Genomic DNA, 18,180 nt, shown 5'->3' with positions numbered 1-18,180 from the left:
CACCGAAACCACCCCAACCTGGCGAGACGACTAAACCACAACACACGCAAAATACGTGAATCAGACGTCCTCTTAGACCCGCGAAAGAGCTCCTCCTGCCGGCTCCGCCGAGAACCAGCGAAGCTGATCTAAAGGGGTGCGCTTCAATGATGCGCGAACGGCGGCGCTGCGCCAGATGATGTAAAGGCCTCCGACACGCATGGGTGCAGCTGGATTGTCGGTGGTGGCTCCTACCCTCAGGACTCGTGAGCCTGACGTCGGTCATCGCTGATGATGATCACCCGTTGACTCGCTGGCTGGGTGTACACCTTCGGCGTACGGCGGCGGTTCGTGCCAGTTACACCGCTGCGTTACCCGTGCGGCGGGTTCAACGACCAGTGGCGGCGGGTCGCACCGTCGTGCGGTGGGATCTGTTGGGCGTAGCGGTGGATTTCCGCCTGCGCTGCGCATTCGTGCTGCAGGCGCCGCCATCGGCCGTCGCGGGCGTAGCCTTGGCCGGCGCGGTCGGCGGGCCCGGAGCACGGCGTGTCGGCGAAGCCCTAGTCGACGAGTACCTAAAGCACCTGCGCACTTTCGAGCCCCACATGCGCGGGCGCCGCTGGCTACTGGAGCGAGAGGCTGAGGCGCGCCTGGACCGGATGTGTTTTGCTCTGGCCTGGTTCGACCGGGTCTTCCGAGATGGCGCAGTCGCCCCCGGGCCGCTGGCTGGGATGGCTGGCGACGGCGACTTGGACGCGTTGCTGGCATGCGTTCCGGACTACGCGGTCATGGACCTGCAGGTGCAGGTGAGGCTGGCCGAGCGTGCTCTCGGAGGGCTGCGGGATGCTGCGGAAGTGGCGGTCTGCCGGGCTGCGCCGACGTTCGCGGGCAGTGGAGATGTTGGTGGCGCCGATGCGGATCTGGTCGTCGGTAGGCGCCTGATAGAGATCAAGTCGATCTCCCGACCGGAGGTGCTTACGGACAAGGCGATCTGGCAGTTGGCGGGGTACGTACTGCTGGACTACGACGACGAGTATCGGTTCGACGAACTGGCGTTCTACATGTCGCGAGTCGGCTGGTTGGCGACCTGGAGGGTCGATGAGTTCTTCGGGTTGCTGGGCGCGCGATCGCCGCTGCACCAGTTGCGCGATGAGTTCGCCCAGCGGTGTGCGGCCGCTGGTCCGGCGAGGGTCACTGGCGTTGACGGACACGGTGTGCGTCGTGACCGAGGCCGAGAGATGGATCTTGTTGTGCACGATCGCCAGAAGGGGCGGAATCGAGATGACGACACGGGGTGGGCTCGACGCCAGCGTGCTTGATCGTCGTGCCCGGATCACCTCGGCCGCCCTGCGGGCGGCATACGCCTGGTCTGTGCGCGGCCGCGAGCCGCGGGCGTTCGAGGAGGTTGCACGCATGACCGGGGTCGTGATGTTCGAGTTGGGGCCCGGTCGGGATCCGGTGACGCCGCTGGACCTGGTGCGTTGTCTTCGTCGGCCATTGGGCGCGTTGCTGCCCCCGATTCCAAATGACGATGACGGCCGGTACGGCGACGGCGTTGACGAGGTGGTGTTGCTCGACGACAGTGATGCGCTGGCCGACGCTGCGTACGAGATCGGGTCCGACTACGTCCGTGAGGTAATCAGCGGACTCGACCCGGGGCGGGACTGGCTGCCATCGTGGTCATGGATGCGGGCCAACGACGTCGAGAACGAGCTGTTCGCAAGGCTCATCGCCACCGCCGACGAGGCCGCGTACCGTACGGCCCGGCAGTTCGTGGTCGAGCGTCCCGCCGGTCCTGAGCAATTGCTGGTGGAGGAGTGCAACCGGCGGCAGGCGCACAGAGTGGCCCGCTACGTGCCGGTGACCGACGGACAGTCCCACCACAGCGGTGAACGCCGATGGTGGTGGCCCTGCCGGGTTTGCGGATGGCCGATGGACGTGCGGGGGCGGCTGGTGCGCTGCCGCTATCCCCCCCACACGGCGACGTACCAGGTGACCGACCGGGGCAAGGGTGGCCCGGGGCTGATGGCCGTGGACCGGCGACTGCCCGCCGGTGTGGGGCGCGGGCTACCGGAACGGCACGACGCCGACGGTGCGGTGCAGGTGGAGGAGCCGGTCTGGCGGTTCGTCGTGGTTCCGGGGGCCACCGAGCTGCGGCTGGCTGGACTGCTCACTGGGGCCGGGGCGACGGTCCAGTTGTATCCGGGCTGCGACCGCTACGACCTGGACATCGCGGTGGGTGGCCGACGCTGGGACGTCGACGTGAAGGAACACGCGACCGTGGAAGGGCTGCTGCGGCACATCAGGGAGAACCCACCATCGGCGCGGCACGTCGTCCTGCCCGACACCCACGCGGGGCAGATCCACGCGCTGCGGGAGGCGTTGCCCACTTACACGATCCTCACCGAGGGGCAGTTGGTGAGCCAGGTCAAGGGCGCGGTGCGGCGCCAGAAGCGGAGCGCGTCGTGATTCGCCAGCGGCAGGACGGGGGTCTGGAGCAGAACAGCCTGCTGCTGCTCCGCGCGGCGGTCGGGCTGGCCGCAGCGCATTTTCCGCTCAAGGCGGACGCAGGCACAATCCTCGTGTCCAGCCGGGACGTAGCGTTTCTGCTCGACGGGCACGTCGACGTGTGGCCCGCCTGGCGCACCCTGAGCGGGGATGACACGCAGCGGATCGTGCGCTTGCTGCGGATGCGGCGGGCGGAGCACGCCGACGGCGAATGGGTGCGCCGTGCGCTGCGGCAGGGCCTGGACGAGGACGCGCTGCCCGCCTGCCGGTTGGTCACCGACGCTGACGACGCGCTAACCGTGGCCTGCGCGCCGGGGATGTCGCTGCGTGACTACGTAGACGGAGCGCTGCGTGAATTGGAGCGGCGCAGCGCGGTCGGCCGGGGAAACACCCCGGTGGCTAGCCCCGGCAGGTACCACACCACCGTCCGAGTTGCGGCCGGTAGTGGCGCGGCCCAGGTCGTGGACCAGCGATACGTCCTGCCGGCCTACCCCTCCACGGCGGAACCGGCGGCTCCAGTGGTGCGCACCTCCCCGCCGGTGAGCGAGATCATGATTCCCGCGCATGAACTCGTCGAGCTAGCTGGCAAGATCGACGCCGCGCGTGGTGGTGCCGGCTACCGCGCCCGCTATGTGACGAAGCTGTGCCAGCGACTCCGGACCGCCGACGGGACGGTGTCAATCGACGGAATCCTCGGGCTGCCCGCCGGCGAGACCCGATTGCTCAACGCGCCGACCGGCATCGGCAAGAGTGTGATCATGGGAGTGGTCGCCTGCTGGATGGCCGCCCACGAGATGGTCGTCACCATCGTGGTGCCCACGAATGCGGACGTGCTCAAGCTCGCCCGAGCCGTGGAACAAGACCTTGAGTCCCTGGGCCTGGATGCCACGGCTACTGCGTTGATGTCGCCATCGGCAACGTTCGAGGTGGCCCAGAAGGTGGTCCGCACGCGCCCCACCTGGGACCCCGACGGCGAGTGGACGTTGGACCGACTCGGCTACGGGTGTGCGCTGGCCGCGGCTGCGGAGATCGAAGGACTAGTCGACGGTTGGACGCCTGGGGCGGAACCGTGCACCAGCCTGCAGCCAACTGGCGAGGAGACCACGACCCGTCGGGCCTGTCCGTGGCGGACGACGTGCGGGAAGTTCCGCCTCGCTCGCGCCGCGGTCAACGCCGCGGTGATCCTGACCAGTCACGCCAACTTCCACAGCGGCCGGCTGCACCTTCCGGTCCGCGACGAGCATGGACTGACCGACCGAATGACCGTCGAGGAGTTGGTGTTCCGCCGTAGCCACCTAGTCGTGATAGACGAGATCGACGCCTTCCAGAGCAATGTGGTGTCGCAGGCCGCCCGCGGGCTGGTCCTGGACCGCCGGGGCAGCACCCGCACTCCGCTGCATGAGCTGGAGGCCGAGTACGTGCGGGCAGCCGGCCGGATTAACCGGGAGGTCGAGTCCAGCGTCCGGGACATGGTGCACCACTCGAAATTCCTGGCCTCGTTGTACACCGCCGCGTTGTACTTCGGCACCATCGGCGTCGAGGGCACCGCAGGAGCTGCGACTGGCCGGTACTGGCTGGTGCCCCGCCGCTGGGACGGCGCCCTCACCGCGCAGCTATACGACCTGGCCGAGCACGAACCGCTGACACCGGACATGGTCAGCGGGTTCCGGTCGCTGTTCCCAGGAGAGGAACCGCCACAGGCCGACGAACCCGCCGAGTTCGCCGCAGTGCGGCAGATCCTGGCCACCGTGACCGAGGTCGGCAGTGGCGCGACCAGGCTGCAGGACAGCCGGGAACAGCTCGACGAGCTGCTGATCGAGCGCATCCGCGACGAGCAGGACAGGGCCAAGGCCATCAACCGGCTGCTGCAACGTGCCATCCTTGACCGGCTGCGCCAGCACCTGCGCCAGTTCGTCTTCGACGCTCCGCATCTGGCCGCCGCGGGTGTCCCAGCCGCCCGGGAGATTGCCGAGACGTTCGGTCCCTATAGCCGTTGGCGCGCACTGCCCAACGGCCCGCTCGGTCGGCTGCTGTTCGCTTTCAGCCACCACATCGACCCAACCGGGCGCCTGCCCATCCGGCTCAACGCGGCCGCATTCGGCGGAGACCCGCACGTCTACACCACCACCCTCGCCGACATCACCGCGCTGTGCCGAGCCGGGACGCGCCGAGCAGTGCTGGGACTGTCTGCCACGGCGTTCTTCCCGCAGGCGCCGCACCACCACGTCCACCTCGAACCACACTGGTGGGTCACCGACGACGATCCGCAAGGTGTCCAGATCCTGCCCGCCTACGTCAACGAGCAGATCGGCAACGAGCAGGTGCTGGTGCGGGTGTCGGGCACCGAGGGAGCGCGGCGTCAGGAGGCACTGCGCCGCCTCGCCGAACTGCTGTGGCGCACCCGCCTGGAACCGGAACTGCGACGCCTAGCGGATGAGGACCCGGATCGGCGTCTGGTGCTGCTGGCCACCACCTCGTACGACGGGGCGCGGGCGGCCGCGGAAGGTCTGGTCCGGGCTGGTGCCGACCCCCGCCGCATCTGCCTTGCGGTCCGCCCTCAAGAGGCACCGGACATTGGCGACACCGGCGACGACCGGCCCGACCAGGCCGGGTGGCGTGAACTGGCCGCCGACCGACTCGAAGAGGCTCCCGGCCTGGGCGTGGACGTCCTCATCGCCCCGCTGGCCCGGGTTCAGCGCGGCGTCAACATCATCGGCGCCGGCGATCGGTCCGCGCTGGGCTCGATCTGGCTGCTGGTACGCCCGGTGCCGATCATCGACGAGCCCACCGAGCTCGTCGCCCACGTCAACGCCCACCCGCTCGCCCCGGATGCCAACGACGGCGTCCTGCGCGACCTGGAGCACCGGCCCGCGGACGTCCTCGACGCCCGTAAGCAGGTCGCCGGCCACTACTTCGAACAGATCGTGACCAGCTTGCCCTACTTCCGTACCATGCCCCGTGAGGTCCAGCTCTCGGTCACTGCGGAGATCATGAACGGCATCGTGCAGCTCGTCGGTCGCGCCCGGCGCGGCGGCACGCCGGCCACGATCTACCTCGCCGACGGCGCCATGCTGGACCCCAGCGGCGGGCCGACGTTCGGCACGCTCGTCCGCAGGCTACGCGACCACTGGGAGCAGACCGGCCAGCTGCCCCGAATGCGGGAGCTCTACGGCACCACGCTGGCCGAGTTCTTCCGCTACGCCGACGACGAAGCCAAGCTCCTCGCCTGACGGAAAGGAACACCATGCTCGCCACCCTGGGATACCGCATCCCGGCCGAGCACGTCACCGACCTCCTCGGACAGGTCACCGTCTATCCGTGGGGCGACGACTTCGCCAGCGCCTGGCAGCGCCTGCCCCGCACGCCGCGCCGTGGCGGCGCACCCGCCACCCCGCCTTACCGGCAACTGCTCACCGGATTGACCGCCGTCCACGGCCAGCCAGTACGCATCATCGACGACTGGCAGCTATCCGACGACGACCGCGCCGCCGGTATCAAGGGCATGATCCTCACCACCGATCCGATCAACTCCTTCCGCCTGGCCACCTGCCTACGCACCTTCGAGCGGCAGCTCCGCAAGGGCGAGGACCTCAACACCCTCGCCCCTGCACTGCCGTTGGCCGACACCACCCGGACATTCCGCGACCACATCACCGTCGCGGAGTCTGGCACCGCCACCGCCCCCGGCTGGCTGTTCGACTCCGCCATTTGGGCGATCATGGCCCGGGTCGGCTCACGGAAGCTGCCCTTGGACGACAACGGGCCGCACCTCACGCTCCGCATGGACACCGATGGGTCACTGCTCGCCTGGGACGAACTCGTCAGCAACCAGTGGGGCACCGACTACACGGGCTACGCGATGCTGCGCGTCACCGCCCGCATCATCACCCTGCCTCGCGTGTCAGACCTTGCCGTCGTCTTCGACGCCCACCTGTCCAGGATCAACAACCAATGGCGCGGATCCAAAAACGCCTGGATCGACCGCGACAAGCCAGACCTGCCGGTCCTGCGGGTGCCCGTCAAGAACGTGCCACCCAAAACGGACGGCGGCCGGTGGATCACAGAAGTCGCCAACCACGCCGCCGCGATCGCGCAGGCGTGCGGAATGGAGCGACTCGACCTCGACCAAGACCTCCCACCACGGCCCGGACGCACCCGGCCGCTGGTCCCCGGACCTCGCGTCCACCCCGTCGGCAAGGGTCCCGGCGCGCGACTCATGCTGCGCCTAGCCGAACACATCACCAGAACCTGCCCACAGCTCGAACCGCTGGAGTGGGCCAAGGACAAGCACACCAAGGTCAAGACGCCTCGACGCCAGGTCCTCACCGACCCCAAGGACAGGGGCACCGAGACCACCCTGCGGGTAACACCCGACGTCATCACCGGCGCAGTGGCGGCTGCGGGATCGCACCGGCTCCGCCTGCTGTGCCTGTACGCGACGTCCGCGGCCCGCCACCGCATGGCCACCCAACTGGCCGCCGTCGCACCGGCAGCGGCAGTAGCCCTCGACGATCAAGCCGTCGATGTGCATCCCGGCCTCGTCGTCTCCTTCCACCGGGTCACCGAACTGCTTGAACATGGCAACCGCGACCGCGTCGCACTGGCGAGCGACATCGAGGTGATCGCGAAACAGGAGACCGGCACGGTCGTTGCATGGGCTGAGACCGAGTACGACCCGAAGACCGGCAAGGCCACCGACGACGCCAAGAACCCGGTACGCCGTCTCCTGTCCCGCCTCGACATAACCGTCCAGTTCCTCGCCACACCCCCACCACCAGCCACCCCTGACCCCCCAGGTCGCCACGCAGGCAAGACCACGACGGCGACCACTGCCAAGGCCGACCATCCCGCAATGGCGGCCGCAGCTGACCTGCTGCTGCGCAGCGCCGGCGTTCTGCATCCGGACCTAGCTCGCGACATCCTCCACGACTTCCTTGATGGCACCGGACACTCGTCGGTACACCTGGTGGGGCTGCACTCCCGCCTGCAGCACTCCGCCGGTGACGGCGCGGCCCCGAAATTCGTGACTACCGCAACCGCGATCCACGCCCACCAGGACCCGCAACGGTTCTGGCAGGTACGCATGTGGAGCGGCACCGCCAACCGGTGGGTACCGCAACCTGCCGGCATCGCGCATTTCCACGCCGGACCGATCGGCTCGGCCCAGCACGGCCGCCGCGGCGCCAAGGCCGTCCAAGCCCGTCTCCACATCGAGTCGATCCTCGATGCGCTACCTGCCGGCCCCGTAGTCATCATGGTCGACGCGACGGCGTTGCGATCCATCTACCCCGGACTGCAGAACCACCACTTCGGCGTCGGCGTGCTGCCTGCAGTCAGCCTTACCGCTCAGCGTGATGTCGCGATCGTTCGATGCAACACGAGCCGTGAGGTGCCCCGGCCGGTCCACCGCCACGGCGGCCACCAGCCCGGTGATCCCCGTCAACCGGCCGCCCCCGATCGATACGTGTATCAGCTAGCCGACAGTAACGTCTGGCTGTTCCCCAAATCGTCGCGGATTTATCGCGCCAAAGGCGGCAGCATCGGCGCCAGATACACGCCTTGGACTCTTCCCGAGAACCTCAGACACCTGGTCAGGGACGACTGGCACGCCTATACCGGTACCGAGATTGCCGTTCCGCAGACCGGCATCTGGACCGAGCGGTCCCTCGTCCTGCTCACCGCCCGCCTATGCGACCACACGCTGACCTGGGACGACCGCACCCTTGCACCCATGCCGCTGCACCTGGCCATCCGCGCCGACCTCACACACCCCGACTACAGGACCGAGGACGAGGAGACGAACACGTAACGAGCCCCTGCTTGGCATCGCAGCAGCGCGCCACCGCCACCGTAGGCGGACGCCAGCAGCCCGCATCAGTCCTGTCGGTCGTCCTCCGCCGGCGTGAAGTCGTAGTCACGAGCCGAGAGCGCGCCGCCGTCCGGGTTCCAGGTGAAGACCCGGAACGTCCCGCTCGCCGGGTCGACTTCGCCGTCCGGCCTAAACACGACATCGGACAGGATGCCGAGCACGCAGTCTCCGTCGTGTTCCCGCGCCCACTGCACCTCGCGCCGTGAGACGATCACAGCCGCACCCTTGGTCTCGGTGCCCTTGGCTTCAAGCCACAGCGTCCGGCCGTTCCTGGTGGCGATGGCGTCGTAGGGATTGCCGAACCGGACGTCCCGCACAATCCAGCCACGGTCACGAAAGTGCGCCATCAGCCGGTCCTGGGCGGCATCTTCGACTTTCCGGCGCCGCGCGGGATCCAGCTGCCAGCCCTGCCGAGGCGAACCGCGAGTCGGCAGGGGAGCCGGATGGCCGAGGTGGTCCGCCCAGAGCTTTTCGAGCTTTGCTGCGACGCGCGGCGGCAGTACCCATCCGCTGCTCTGCGGTCGCCACGCGCCGCCCTCCGGAATGTGGTTGACCAAAAGTGCGTGCGGCAGCCCGTCCTCCGGCAGCACGAGCGTGTCCCAGTCGATCAGTACGTAGTTGGCGTCCTGTTCCGCGCGCTTGTCGTCCCACTGCTCAGCAGAGAAGATTCGGCTGGCGGCAGTGCCGCTGCCGATGATGCCCCGGGGCTCTGGTCCCTGTCGCAGGAAGAAGATGCGGTCGCCCGGTTCGATGCCGGCCTTGCGATTCCCGGTGGCCCATCGATCTCGCAGGAGCCGGCCCGGCTCGACCGCTTCGACGTCACGGGGGTAGACGTTCTCCGCCCAGCCGTCCGGGTTCCACCGCTCGGGGTTCCACGTCACCACCATTGTGGTCCGCTCGCGCCCATCAATGCTGGCGCGTTCGGCCGCCGAGAGCATATCCAGCCTTGCGGTGTCGAAGTAGCTCACTGGATTGCGGTACCGCGGCGCCGGCGCGCCCTTCAACGCATCATGGACTGGGTCGCCGGGGCGCAGCACGCGCCCGACCAGCGCCCACTTCGTCACGCCGTCAACATCGTGGCGGGTTCGACCGTCAATCTCCGCGACGACCTGCACACGGCCATCAAACGATAGCGTGGCGATTCGCTCACCGTCTACGCGGCTCCCGAGACTCCACAGACCGCGGTTGACCTCCCAAAGTTCGTCGTCGGTCGCGGTCGCCTTCCATCCCACCCAGCTGCGCGCGAGCGAGTCACCGGGCGGCAGATCGCGCACCCCGGTGAGGACGAAGTTTACGGCCATCCGCGCATCTTGTCGCGCTGGTCGGCTGGACGCCAGAGCCGGATGGGCAACTGCAATCAGCGTAGGCGCGCTGGCTGCTGTCCAGGTGCGCCGCTGCTTACCCTCGCCGTCGGCTCAGCGCTCCGGCGAGGCTCCGATCAGTCGGTACGGCGAGCAGCCAGGTGGCATCATCCACTGCGGCGACCACCCCGAGCATCATCCTCAGGGATCTCGCCAACCCCTAACCGAGCAGTTCGCCGAGCCACACCAAGCTGCCTTTGGAGACGTCAGAGGTGGCCCTGACGACGCAGGGTCGGCGACCTACACGGACGTCTCCCTGGGAGGAACAACGCTTCCACCTCGACTACCGCAGTCCGCCTGTTCCTACGAAACAAAACCGGCCTTCTTTGTATCCGCGTGCGTCACGATGCCCTACGTGGACTTACGGTCAAACCCAACGGACCGCAGGGAGGAGGTCAGCTATGGACTGGCTGGCATGGTTGATCGAGGGTTGGCCAAGGCTCTACTTGTTCATGGCCATCGGGGTACTGGTGGTGTTCGTCGGCTGGGTGATCACGAGTGAGCGGCGCACGCGGCATTTGGTCCAGTTGATCCGCGCATGGCGGACCGGCCGGCGATGACCGGACGACCCAGCGTCAGAGCCGGTGATGACAGGAACGTAGTCACGGAGCGGCGGTGGATGACCCGCGCGGAGGTGGCGCAGGCGGCTGGGGTGGAGGAGCAAGCAGTCAGCCTCTGGGCCAGCCGGCACCCCCAGTCCTTCCCCCACCCGATCAGGGAGGGTCGCTGGCTGCGTTACCAGGTCGATGCGGTGGCTGAATGGTTGGACGGGCGCAAGATCCATCAGAGGGCTCGGCGCGCGGACGATCCTCGTGACATCACTTACGGGCAGCGCTTCCGCTCGGCGGCCGGGCTGGCCGCCGCGCCCAATGTCCGATATGGGGTGAACCGGTCGCCGGTCGAGCCGGTGCAGCGGTTGCGGGCCTGGGCGGATCAGCTGCCAGTGGCCACGGACCCGGCAACCTTTGAGACGGTTGTGTTGTCGCTCCTGTGCGTGCGAGAGGTAGATCCTGTCGGTTGGACTCAACTACAACGAGCATCGTGCGCAGGCATCCAGGCCAAGATCATCGAGGTGACGCAGCGGCTTCCGCAACCGCTGACGGCGGCGACCGAGAAGCTGCGCGGCTTGCCGGCTGACTGGTGGCCGGGCCAGTTATCGAGATTGGTCCAGGAGCTTTCGGCGGCTCCAATGCCGGCCGCCGACGCGTTCGACGTTCTGTTGGACCAGTTCGCCCGTCGCCGGCATAGCAGCCCGGACGAATACTTGGTACCCGCCGCCTTGGCTCGATTGATGGTGCGCCTTGTCGATCCCCGGCCAGGGCAGCGAGTACATGATCCGTGCTGCGGTCCCGGGACGTTGGTTGTGGAGGCCGGCCGCCACCTGGCCAGGATCGATGAGTCGGCCGTGGGTGGCGAATCGATTGTGCTGACCGGTCGGGCGACAACCGAACGGACTTGGCAGTTGGCCACCCTCAACACCGCGATCCACGGCGTGCGATGTGATCTGGGCGATGGGCCGCCAGCCGACGCCAACGAGGTGGACGCTGGGCTGGGCGAGTATGACGTTGTGCTGCTGAATCCGCCCTTCGGCAAGGCGGAGTGGAGTGTTCCGGCATCGCGCCGCGGGGAGAGGTGGTTGTGTGGTCGACCGGCACCGTATGACACCGCCTCAGCCTGGTTGCAGGCGGTGGCAGCGGCGCTGGGGCCGCGGGGTCGGGCCGCGGTGATCATGCCGAGCCCGTTCGCGTCCGGCCTCAGCAGCCAGGGGGCAGCGGTGCGCAGGGGTTTGGTCGAGCGCGGTTTCGTGCGGTGCGTGATCACGTTACCCAGGAACCTGTTCCGCGAGACCGCGCTTCCGGTCACGGTGTGGATCCTGGCGCACCCCGGACAGGCGCCGCGCGAGGACATTCTGCTGATCGACGCCCGGAAGGCGACGCGGGATGACCGGAGCTACCGGATGCTGACCGAAGCCGGGTGCGCCGCCATTCTCCACGCCCACCGGCGATGGTTGGCCGGCTCGGCTGCCCTATCCCAGGGCGGTTCGCTGGTCACCGCGATCGCGGTCACTCGGGACGAGGCTCGCGACCATGAGTACGCCCTACACCCCGGCACCTATCAGCCTCGGCGTCCGCATTTGGCGGCATCGGCGCTGGCCAACCAACGGGCGTCGGCCGAAGTCCTCGATCTCCGCGGACCAGCACCGACCGGAGACCGCCCCGACTACCAACCGGCACCCGGGGCGGAAACAACCTGGGACAGTCTCATCGGTGCCGTGCCTGCTGACTGGTGGGTAGGCCCACTGTGGCAGCGATGTGAGATCCAACCAGGCCCATCGACTACCCGGTTTCGCGACTCGGACTACCTGCCGGACGGTGTTCCGGTGGTCATGGCCGGAGGCATCCGCGACGGTGGCATCGAACCAAACCTGAAGAAGCGGGTGAGCGACCAGGCCGTCCGGCGGCTGCAGCAGCTATACCAGCTGCGGCGCGGAGACATCCTGCTGGTCCGGGTCGGTGATACCAAACGGTTCGGCACCGTCACCGAAAAAGAAGCCGGCTGGCTGATGGGCGACACCTGCATACGGGTGCGCCCTGGTTCCGGGGTCATGCCGGAGTACCTGGCCTGGTACCTCGGCCGACCTCAGGTGCAGGGATGGCTAGAGGCCAACACCTTGCACGGATCCCGATCCAGCATCAGCAAGAAGAGCCTCAGCCGATTGCCGCTCGCGCTACCACCCACCGCGACCCAACAGAGCCTCGTCGTAGCCGGAAACCGAATCGACATGTGGGCGCCAGTTGTAGTTCGTCGTGACCGACAATCATGACTTGATGGTCAGTGTCGGCGTACGGGTTCCAATGCAGAACCAGGCACGCCAAATGTGCAGAGGTTCTGGGCGGGAAGCCCTCTGGGCGCAGCGACGACGGCCAGCCGAGCAGGCCTTATCCGACACTCACGCCTAGTAGTTGACGAGCGTGAGGCTGGGTGCTCGGCTCGCGGCTGAGCCATGAGCGGGCGCCCAGGCCGCCCCTCACCGTCTCTGCCGGGTCACATAACGGCACGGCACTCGGGGCAGGTCACGCTACCCTCGTCCGTGCTTGCCCCGTCGCTACCGTTGTCGGTGTCTTCGCCGCAGCCGATCCTGTCCCGTCGCGATCCAAGGATAAGCAGGTGAACGACCACGTCCTCGTCGAGGTCGCCCTCGTCATCCCCCGAGAAGTGGCCGTGCGGGTCGATTTCGTCGGCGTCGGCCTCTTCGCCGCAGATGGGGCAGGACTCGCTTGCCATAGGTTCGCCCTCTCTCGTTCGGAACTTGTTGCCGGGTCGCAATGGTCCCACCTTTGAGCCATACGACGGTTACCGCCCACGGTGGTGTGGTGGTGCACCGACGGCGAGGCGTTCGGCACGCTTCCCAGGGCCGTCTCATACATCGGCAGATCCGGGCGCATGGGAAGTCGGCGCCGATCACTATGTGTAGCGGCGACGACTCTGGCGCCTCGGAAGCCTGCTCGCCGCTCGGCCTTACGGATGTCGATAGCTGCTGTTTACTCGATGGCGTATACGGCTCTGCACTGCGACTCGTACGCCGACAGCCGGCACCTGTCCTCTGACATGAACCGCTACGGCAGCGGGATACGCGGCGCTGGCAGCACCTGACCAAGCCGACGCTGACGGACTGGTATCGGCTGATGCAGCGTGGGTGTGCCTCGTCATCCTGCACTCCGTCAAGGACGAGCTGTGGTGGACCGCGGCCCAGCCTGAGGTTCGTGGTGGTGGATCTCTGCTTATGCGTCGAGGACTGGGTCGCCGAGGCGGCGTTGTTCGCGCTCGCCGCTGACGTACCGAGAACCGGCCCTGCGGAAGGGGGTACAACAGCTCGGCTGAAGGTGGCGGTGGCTGGGAATCGGTTGGTCACGATTGAGCAGTCGCTGGTGCAGCTGATGCTCGTCACGCCCTGCTTAGCGGGGCAGGGCTCTTCGGCGGCAACCAAGGCCAGCTCGGCCGCAGCGTTTGGGAGCGTGCTGACGCAAAGAGCGCCCGGTGGAGTTTGAGCAGTTCTATCCTAGGACGCACTACAAGTAGTGTTTCTCGTCATCCGTGCAGCTGTACGGGACGGCAGGGCGGGTCCTTGACCGTTCGCCGTAACGAACCCGGTAACGGTGACGGCCCACCAGGGGAGGAGTGGCCGACATGAGATGGCATTGAGACGTGACGCCTGCTGCCGTTCTGTCCGGGTATGCGGACGTATCGAGCTGTTCCGACATGGCGTGACAGAATCGTTGTAAAACTGGGGGTCAAGGGGTCGTCGGTTCGAATCCGGCCGTCCCGACAGCACGAAAAGAGGCCGTCAACCAGGGTAAAAGCCCTGGTCAACGGCCTCTAATCTGTATGTGGATAGTAGGGATTTGCTGATCTAGACGGCGCGTAGCTGGGGACCACCTGGGGACCGACGGGCCTTCAGGTGAGCGCTGAGCGCGGTTCCCGCATCGGTGATCGATTGCCGGTCGGGGTGTAGGTACCGCTGGGTGGTGGTCAGCGACCCGTGTCCGGCAATCTTGCGGAGGACGTGAACGGGTACGCCAGCATCGGCCATCCACGTGAGGCCGGTGTGCCGCAGGTCGTGTCGGCGTAGGTGTTCGTATCCGAGCGTGGTGACCACCTCATCCCAATGCGTTGCGTCGCGCAGCACGGCGGTGCTGATCCGGCCACCGCGTGGACCGGTGAACAGCCGGGAACCGGGCTTGGTCGCGGCGTCCAGGCGGTGAGCGACGATCGGCCGTACCTCTTCGATCAGTGGTACGGTCCGGGCGCGTTTTCCCTTGGTGCCCTTGTCGATGAGGCCACCGGGGCTGGGTGCGGTCTGGCGGCGTACCGTCCACATCCAGGTTTCCCGGTCGATGTCCTCGGCCCGTACGCCGGAAACCTCGCCGATTCGAGCGGCGGTACAGGCGGCGAATATCACCACGTCGGCCCACCCGGTGAAGTGATTCGCGGACCGGTCGACCAGTGCAGCGGCGAGAGCTGATGCCACTACGCGACCCTCGCACACCCGCCCTCGAACCCATCCGGATCTGCCGCTTCGGCGCGTAGGCAGGCCGCGTAGCCGTCGCCGCCGGTAGCCGAGACTCGCTGGGCGCGGAGGTTCGGCTCTGCGGAGGAGGATGGGTCGATCTGGAGGTCGTTACGCTGCTGTGGGTGAGCTACGACCTGTACTTCTGGCCGTCCGGGGCAGCAGAGTATCCCCGCCGGTTGGCTGATCGGCTCGCCGACGAGCGGGCCGATGCTCTGGTAGCGGATGAGCGCGTTCTGGCTTTCCGCGCCGAGTTGCTACGCCGCTGGCCGGACCTTGTCGACATGATTGCTCCGTGGCACCACGATCTGGGCGGCCGGCAGCCATGGGGTCGCGCTGACCTCGCCGATCGATTTGTCGGGGTGACTCTGCCCTACGGTTGGGAAGGCACCAGCGCACTGCCGTTTCTGGCCGGTGCCTACGGGCTCGACTCGTACGACCCGCAATCGGAACAGTTGCTGACGGCACGGTCGCTGTCCCCGGACGGCACGGTCCGGGGCGAGGTTGTGGCGCAGGTCTGCGGATGGGTGGCCGAGGAACACGTCGTGCAGCTGCTCCGGCAAATCAGCTCCTACATCGGCTACGCGTATGACGACCTGGACGAGGCAGCGCTGACCGGTGCGCTCGATGACACGAAGCGGCCGACGGCTGGTTCGAATACCCGCTGGCAGGCACGCCCCCGCTGGTCATCCGGCTGGCGCAGCCACCGGGTGGTGCAGTGGTCAGTGTCCGCGTCGAAGGCACCATGGATCTGGTGCTGGCCACCCGGATAGAGACTCTGCTGGACCTGCTGTAACGACTTGCGGAGCAACAAGCCGTACATGTCCGGGTCTGCCGGAGTCGGGGTGTTCAGTGGGGACATGCGCGGGGGACGCGGGCGCTGAGGAGTTCGTCGCGGAACGTTTGGATGCGCGTGATGACCTGTCGCCTGCCGACGGTGTTCTCGATGCGGTCGAGGTACAGGCATCGGGCGGCGAGTTTGTCGAGGCTGACGGTGAAGTAGATCGCCATCAGCGGGTTGACGAACAGGTGGCCGCCGCCGGTGCGCCGGGTGAAGCGGACGTCTCCGAACGCGCCGCTGGTGGCGGCGGCGATCTGTCCTTGGACGATGCTGGGCCGGTCCGGGTGGCGGCCTGGGCGTCGGCGACAGCATCGCGGTACAGCGTCGCCTCCCGGCTCGATCCGGGGATGGACAGGGCACCGAGGTAGCCGCCGTCACGGTCGAGTGCGGCGAGGTTTTCCAGCACCTGAACGTGGTTGACGCCGTCGTAGGCGTCGATACCGAAACCGAGACTGGTCACCAGCTTGACCGGCACGTCCAGCGCGGCCACGGCGGCCAGACTGGTGATGTCCTCCACCGGGGTGCCGAGGTCGCCCTCGTCGCCGCGCAGCAGGACATCGGTGCCGCCGTCGACCAGCACGACCGCATCGATGTTGAGTTGGTCGACCAGGTACCGGTACGCCGCCCGTAACGGCTGGACACCGAGCGGTGGAAAGGCGTACACGGTCGACGGCAGTTCCTGAGCCGCCAGCCACCGGGCGAGCGTCCGTTCGGGGAAGTACCAGTCCGGGCTGGTGGTGTCCGGCTGCACTGCCGCGACGTGCTCCGCTATCCACGCGTCACGGTCGATCAACTCGAGCTGGGAGAAGGACAGGCTGGCCAGATGTACCTGCGCGCCGCGGGGCCACAGGGCGAACCCCCAGGGCCGGCCGGCGTACACGTCGAACCCGCCGCCCGCTCCGGCGATGAGGATGCTCCGCGCCGGAGCCAGGGTGGCAAACAGCGGCGGAACGGCCAATCAGACCACGACCCGCTACCACCGCCGGCCAGTCAGGTCGAACAACTCCGGGCGCAGGGCCTGATGCCCGAACCAGATTGACCCGAACACGGCAGGCATTCGGCGGCAGGTACGCCGTACGCCCGCCGGGACCGCAGGCGGCACCCGTCACGCCCTGCGGCCCGCCTGCCGTGACGGTTGACGACCGCAACCCGACGTCGAGGTCGGCCCTGTCGTTGACCTTGCTGCTACCAGGGGACGACGGTGTAGTTCTTGAGTAGGACGCCGTGTAGGGGTGTGCCGTTTTCGCCGCTGATGATGGGGTGGTAGATGCGGGCTGCGGCGTCGGTGACGTCCAGTGGTGGTTGCCAGCCGGTGGCGGCGCGGTGGGCTTTGATGGTGGTGGGGTTCTCGTCGGTGATCCAGCCGGTGTCGACGGCGCTCATGTGGACGTGGTGTCGGGCGAGGTCGGTGGCGCCGACGCGGGTGAGCATGTTGAGGGCGGCCTTGCTGATGCTGGTGTGGGGGTGTCGGGTGGGGCCGGTGCTGTCTTCGGAGAACCAGCCTTCGCGGCCGGTCACGTTGATCACGTACCGGTTGTCGGGGCCGGGTGCGGTCAGGGCGGGGCGGAGCCGGTCGAGCAGGAGGAACGGTGCGACGACGTTGACGAGTTGCACTTCCAGTAGTTCGACGGGGTCGATCTGGCCGATGGTTGCGGTCCAGGAGTTCGTGGTGCCGGGGACGATGAGGGCGCCGGTGGCGTCGATGATGGAGGTCAGCTCCTGGCGGGGGGCTTCCGGAAGCGTGGACAGGCGGGCGCTCCAGTCGGGTGGTGCGGCGCCCGGTCGGAAACCGGCTGCGGATTCGATGGCGACGCCGTGGGGTGCGGCGTGTAGTTCTGCGGCGATGAGGGGTTGGTAGGCCCAGTCCGGTCGGCGTACGGTCTGGGCGGCGTTGTTGATGAGGATGTCGAGTCGGGGTGCGTCGTCGGCCAGCCGTTGTGCGACGTCGAGGACCTGGCAGGGGTCGCGTAGGTCCGCGCCGATGACGCGCAGCGAGGCGAGCCAGTCGGCGGCGTCTGGTTGGTGTGCGTAGCGGCGGGCGGCGTCGGCGGGGAACCGCGTCACGACGGTGACGGTGGCCCCGTCGCGGAGTAGTTTCAGCGCCGTCTGGAAGCCGATTTTGACCCGGCCTCCGGTGACCACGGCGCGGCGGCCGGTCAGGTCGGTGCGGGCGTGCCGGTGGCGCCGGTGCAGGTCCGCGCAGGCGGGGCAGAGCGCGTGGTAGAAGGCGTCGACGGTGCGGAACCGGTCGCGACAGGCGTAGCAGCGGCGGTCCCGCCGAGTTCGTCCGACCCCCACCGTGCCGGTGACGACTGCGGGATCTGCGACCGGTACGCCTTCGGGGCGGTCGGCGGCTGCCGTGGCGGCGTCGGCGATCACGGCCCGGTCGGCAGCGGCGGTCCTGCGCCGTCGATCCGCGCGGCGTTGGCGCTGCGCGTCCTTGAGCAGCCCGTCGACGGCGCGTTGGACTCGTTGCCGGATCGGGTCGTCGACGGGCAAGGCGCGGATCTCGCCGAGCACCCGCAGAACTTGCTCGACCTCGGCGCTGTCCATC

Annotated in this window: 12 protein-coding genes and 1 pseudogene; 7 read left to right on the top strand and 6 right to left on the bottom strand. The window is 67.8% G+C overall.

Annotated elements, in window-relative coordinates; genetic code table 11:
• The first annotated feature begins 245 nt into the window (after nucleotides 1–245).
• The 4 genes from ACLQ2S_RS13430 to ACLQ2S_RS13415 are packed head-to-tail and all read left to right on the top strand — an operon-like array spanning nucleotide 246 to nucleotide 8,296.
• Nucleotides 246–1,298 carry a hypothetical protein gene (locus tag ACLQ2S_RS13430; RefSeq protein WP_425701781.1) on the top strand — a complete coding sequence of 351 codons (1,053 nt, stop codon included), beginning with the start codon at nucleotides 246–248 and terminating at the stop codon, nucleotides 1,296–1,298.
• A complete protein-coding gene (locus tag ACLQ2S_RS13425; protein ID WP_425701780.1) occupies nucleotides 1,261–2,448 on the top strand; it encodes a hypothetical protein in 1,188 nt (395 codons plus the stop codon). The genes ACLQ2S_RS13430 and ACLQ2S_RS13425 overlap by 38 nt, the downstream gene beginning before the upstream one ends.
• Nucleotides 2,445–5,717 carry a hypothetical protein gene (locus ACLQ2S_RS13420; protein ID WP_425701779.1) on the top strand — a complete coding sequence of 1,091 codons (3,273 nt, stop codon included), beginning with the start codon at nucleotides 2,445–2,447 and terminating at the stop codon, nucleotides 5,715–5,717. The genes ACLQ2S_RS13425 and ACLQ2S_RS13420 overlap by 4 nt, the downstream gene beginning before the upstream one ends.
• 14 nt (nucleotides 5,718–5,731) lie before the next feature.
• The gene (locus ACLQ2S_RS13415; protein ID WP_425701778.1) at nucleotides 5,732–8,296 is read left to right on the top strand and encodes an RNaseH domain-containing protein; all 2,565 of its coding nucleotides are present in this window, start codon (nucleotides 5,732–5,734) and stop codon (nucleotides 8,294–8,296) included.
• Nucleotides 8,297–8,361: 65 nt separating this feature from the next.
• Here ACLQ2S_RS13415 and ACLQ2S_RS13410 read toward each other — a convergent pair whose 3' ends face one another.
• Entirely contained in the window at nucleotides 8,362–9,657 is a 1,296-nt protein-coding gene (locus ACLQ2S_RS13410; RefSeq protein ID WP_425701777.1) for a protein NO VEIN domain-containing protein, read from the bottom strand.
• A 461-nt stretch (nucleotides 9,658–10,118) separates the two neighbouring features.
• Between ACLQ2S_RS13410 and ACLQ2S_RS13405 the strand changes: the two genes are divergently transcribed.
• On the top strand, nucleotides 10,119–10,277 hold the full coding sequence (locus ACLQ2S_RS13405; protein WP_425701776.1) for a hypothetical protein: 159 nt from the start codon (nucleotides 10,119–10,121) through the stop codon (nucleotides 10,275–10,277).
• A gap of 59 nt (nucleotides 10,278–10,336) precedes the next feature.
• On the top strand, nucleotides 10,337–12,541 hold the full coding sequence (locus ACLQ2S_RS13400; RefSeq protein ID WP_425701775.1) for an N-6 DNA methylase: 2,205 nt from the start codon (nucleotides 10,337–10,339) through the stop codon (nucleotides 12,539–12,541).
• 221 nt (nucleotides 12,542–12,762) lie between these two features.
• Here the strand turns inward: ACLQ2S_RS13400 and ACLQ2S_RS13395 are convergent, their stop codons facing one another.
• Nucleotides 12,763–13,002 (bottom strand): hypothetical protein, encoded by a 240-nt coding sequence (locus tag ACLQ2S_RS13395; protein ID WP_425701774.1) that lies wholly within the window; start codon nucleotides 13,000–13,002, stop codon nucleotides 12,763–12,765.
• A 1,126-nt stretch (nucleotides 13,003–14,128) separates the two neighbouring features.
• A pseudogene (locus ACLQ2S_RS13390) lies at nucleotides 14,129–14,734 on the bottom strand (tyrosine-type recombinase/integrase); the annotation flags it as partial.
• A gap of 176 nt (nucleotides 14,735–14,910) precedes the next feature.
• Between ACLQ2S_RS13390 and ACLQ2S_RS13385 the strand changes: the two are divergent.
• Nucleotides 14,911–15,558, top strand: coding sequence for a hypothetical protein (locus ACLQ2S_RS13385; RefSeq protein WP_425701773.1), 648 nt, complete (start codon nucleotides 14,911–14,913; stop codon nucleotides 15,556–15,558).
• A 76-nt stretch (nucleotides 15,559–15,634) separates the two neighbouring features.
• On the opposite strand, the gene ACLQ2S_RS13380 is transcribed toward ACLQ2S_RS13385, so the two are convergent.
• From ACLQ2S_RS13380 to ACLQ2S_RS13370, 3 genes are all read right to left on the bottom strand, one after another.
• Nucleotides 15,635–15,796 (bottom strand): hypothetical protein, encoded by a 162-nt coding sequence (locus ACLQ2S_RS13380; RefSeq protein ID WP_425701772.1) that lies wholly within the window; start codon nucleotides 15,794–15,796, stop codon nucleotides 15,635–15,637.
• Entirely contained in the window at nucleotides 15,796–16,584 is a 789-nt protein-coding gene (locus ACLQ2S_RS13375) for a DUF1152 domain-containing protein (RefSeq protein ID WP_425701771.1), read from the bottom strand. Before ACLQ2S_RS13375 ends, ACLQ2S_RS13380 begins: the two co-directional genes overlap by 1 nt.
• A 227-nt stretch (nucleotides 16,585–16,811) precedes the next feature.
• Nucleotides 16,812–18,179 carry an SDR family NAD(P)-dependent oxidoreductase gene (locus tag ACLQ2S_RS13370; RefSeq protein WP_425701770.1) on the bottom strand — a complete coding sequence of 456 codons (1,368 nt, stop codon included), beginning with the start codon at nucleotides 18,177–18,179 and terminating at the stop codon, nucleotides 16,812–16,814.
• Nucleotide 18,180: the final 1 nt, after the last annotated feature.

Origin of the sequence: Micromonospora sp. DT48 (assembly GCF_049844495.1) — a bacterium.
Classification (GTDB): domain Bacteria; phylum Actinomycetota; class Actinomycetes; order Mycobacteriales; family Micromonosporaceae; genus Micromonospora.
Note: the sequence above shows the minus strand (reverse complement) of the source record. Positions and strands in the feature narration are given on the sequence as shown.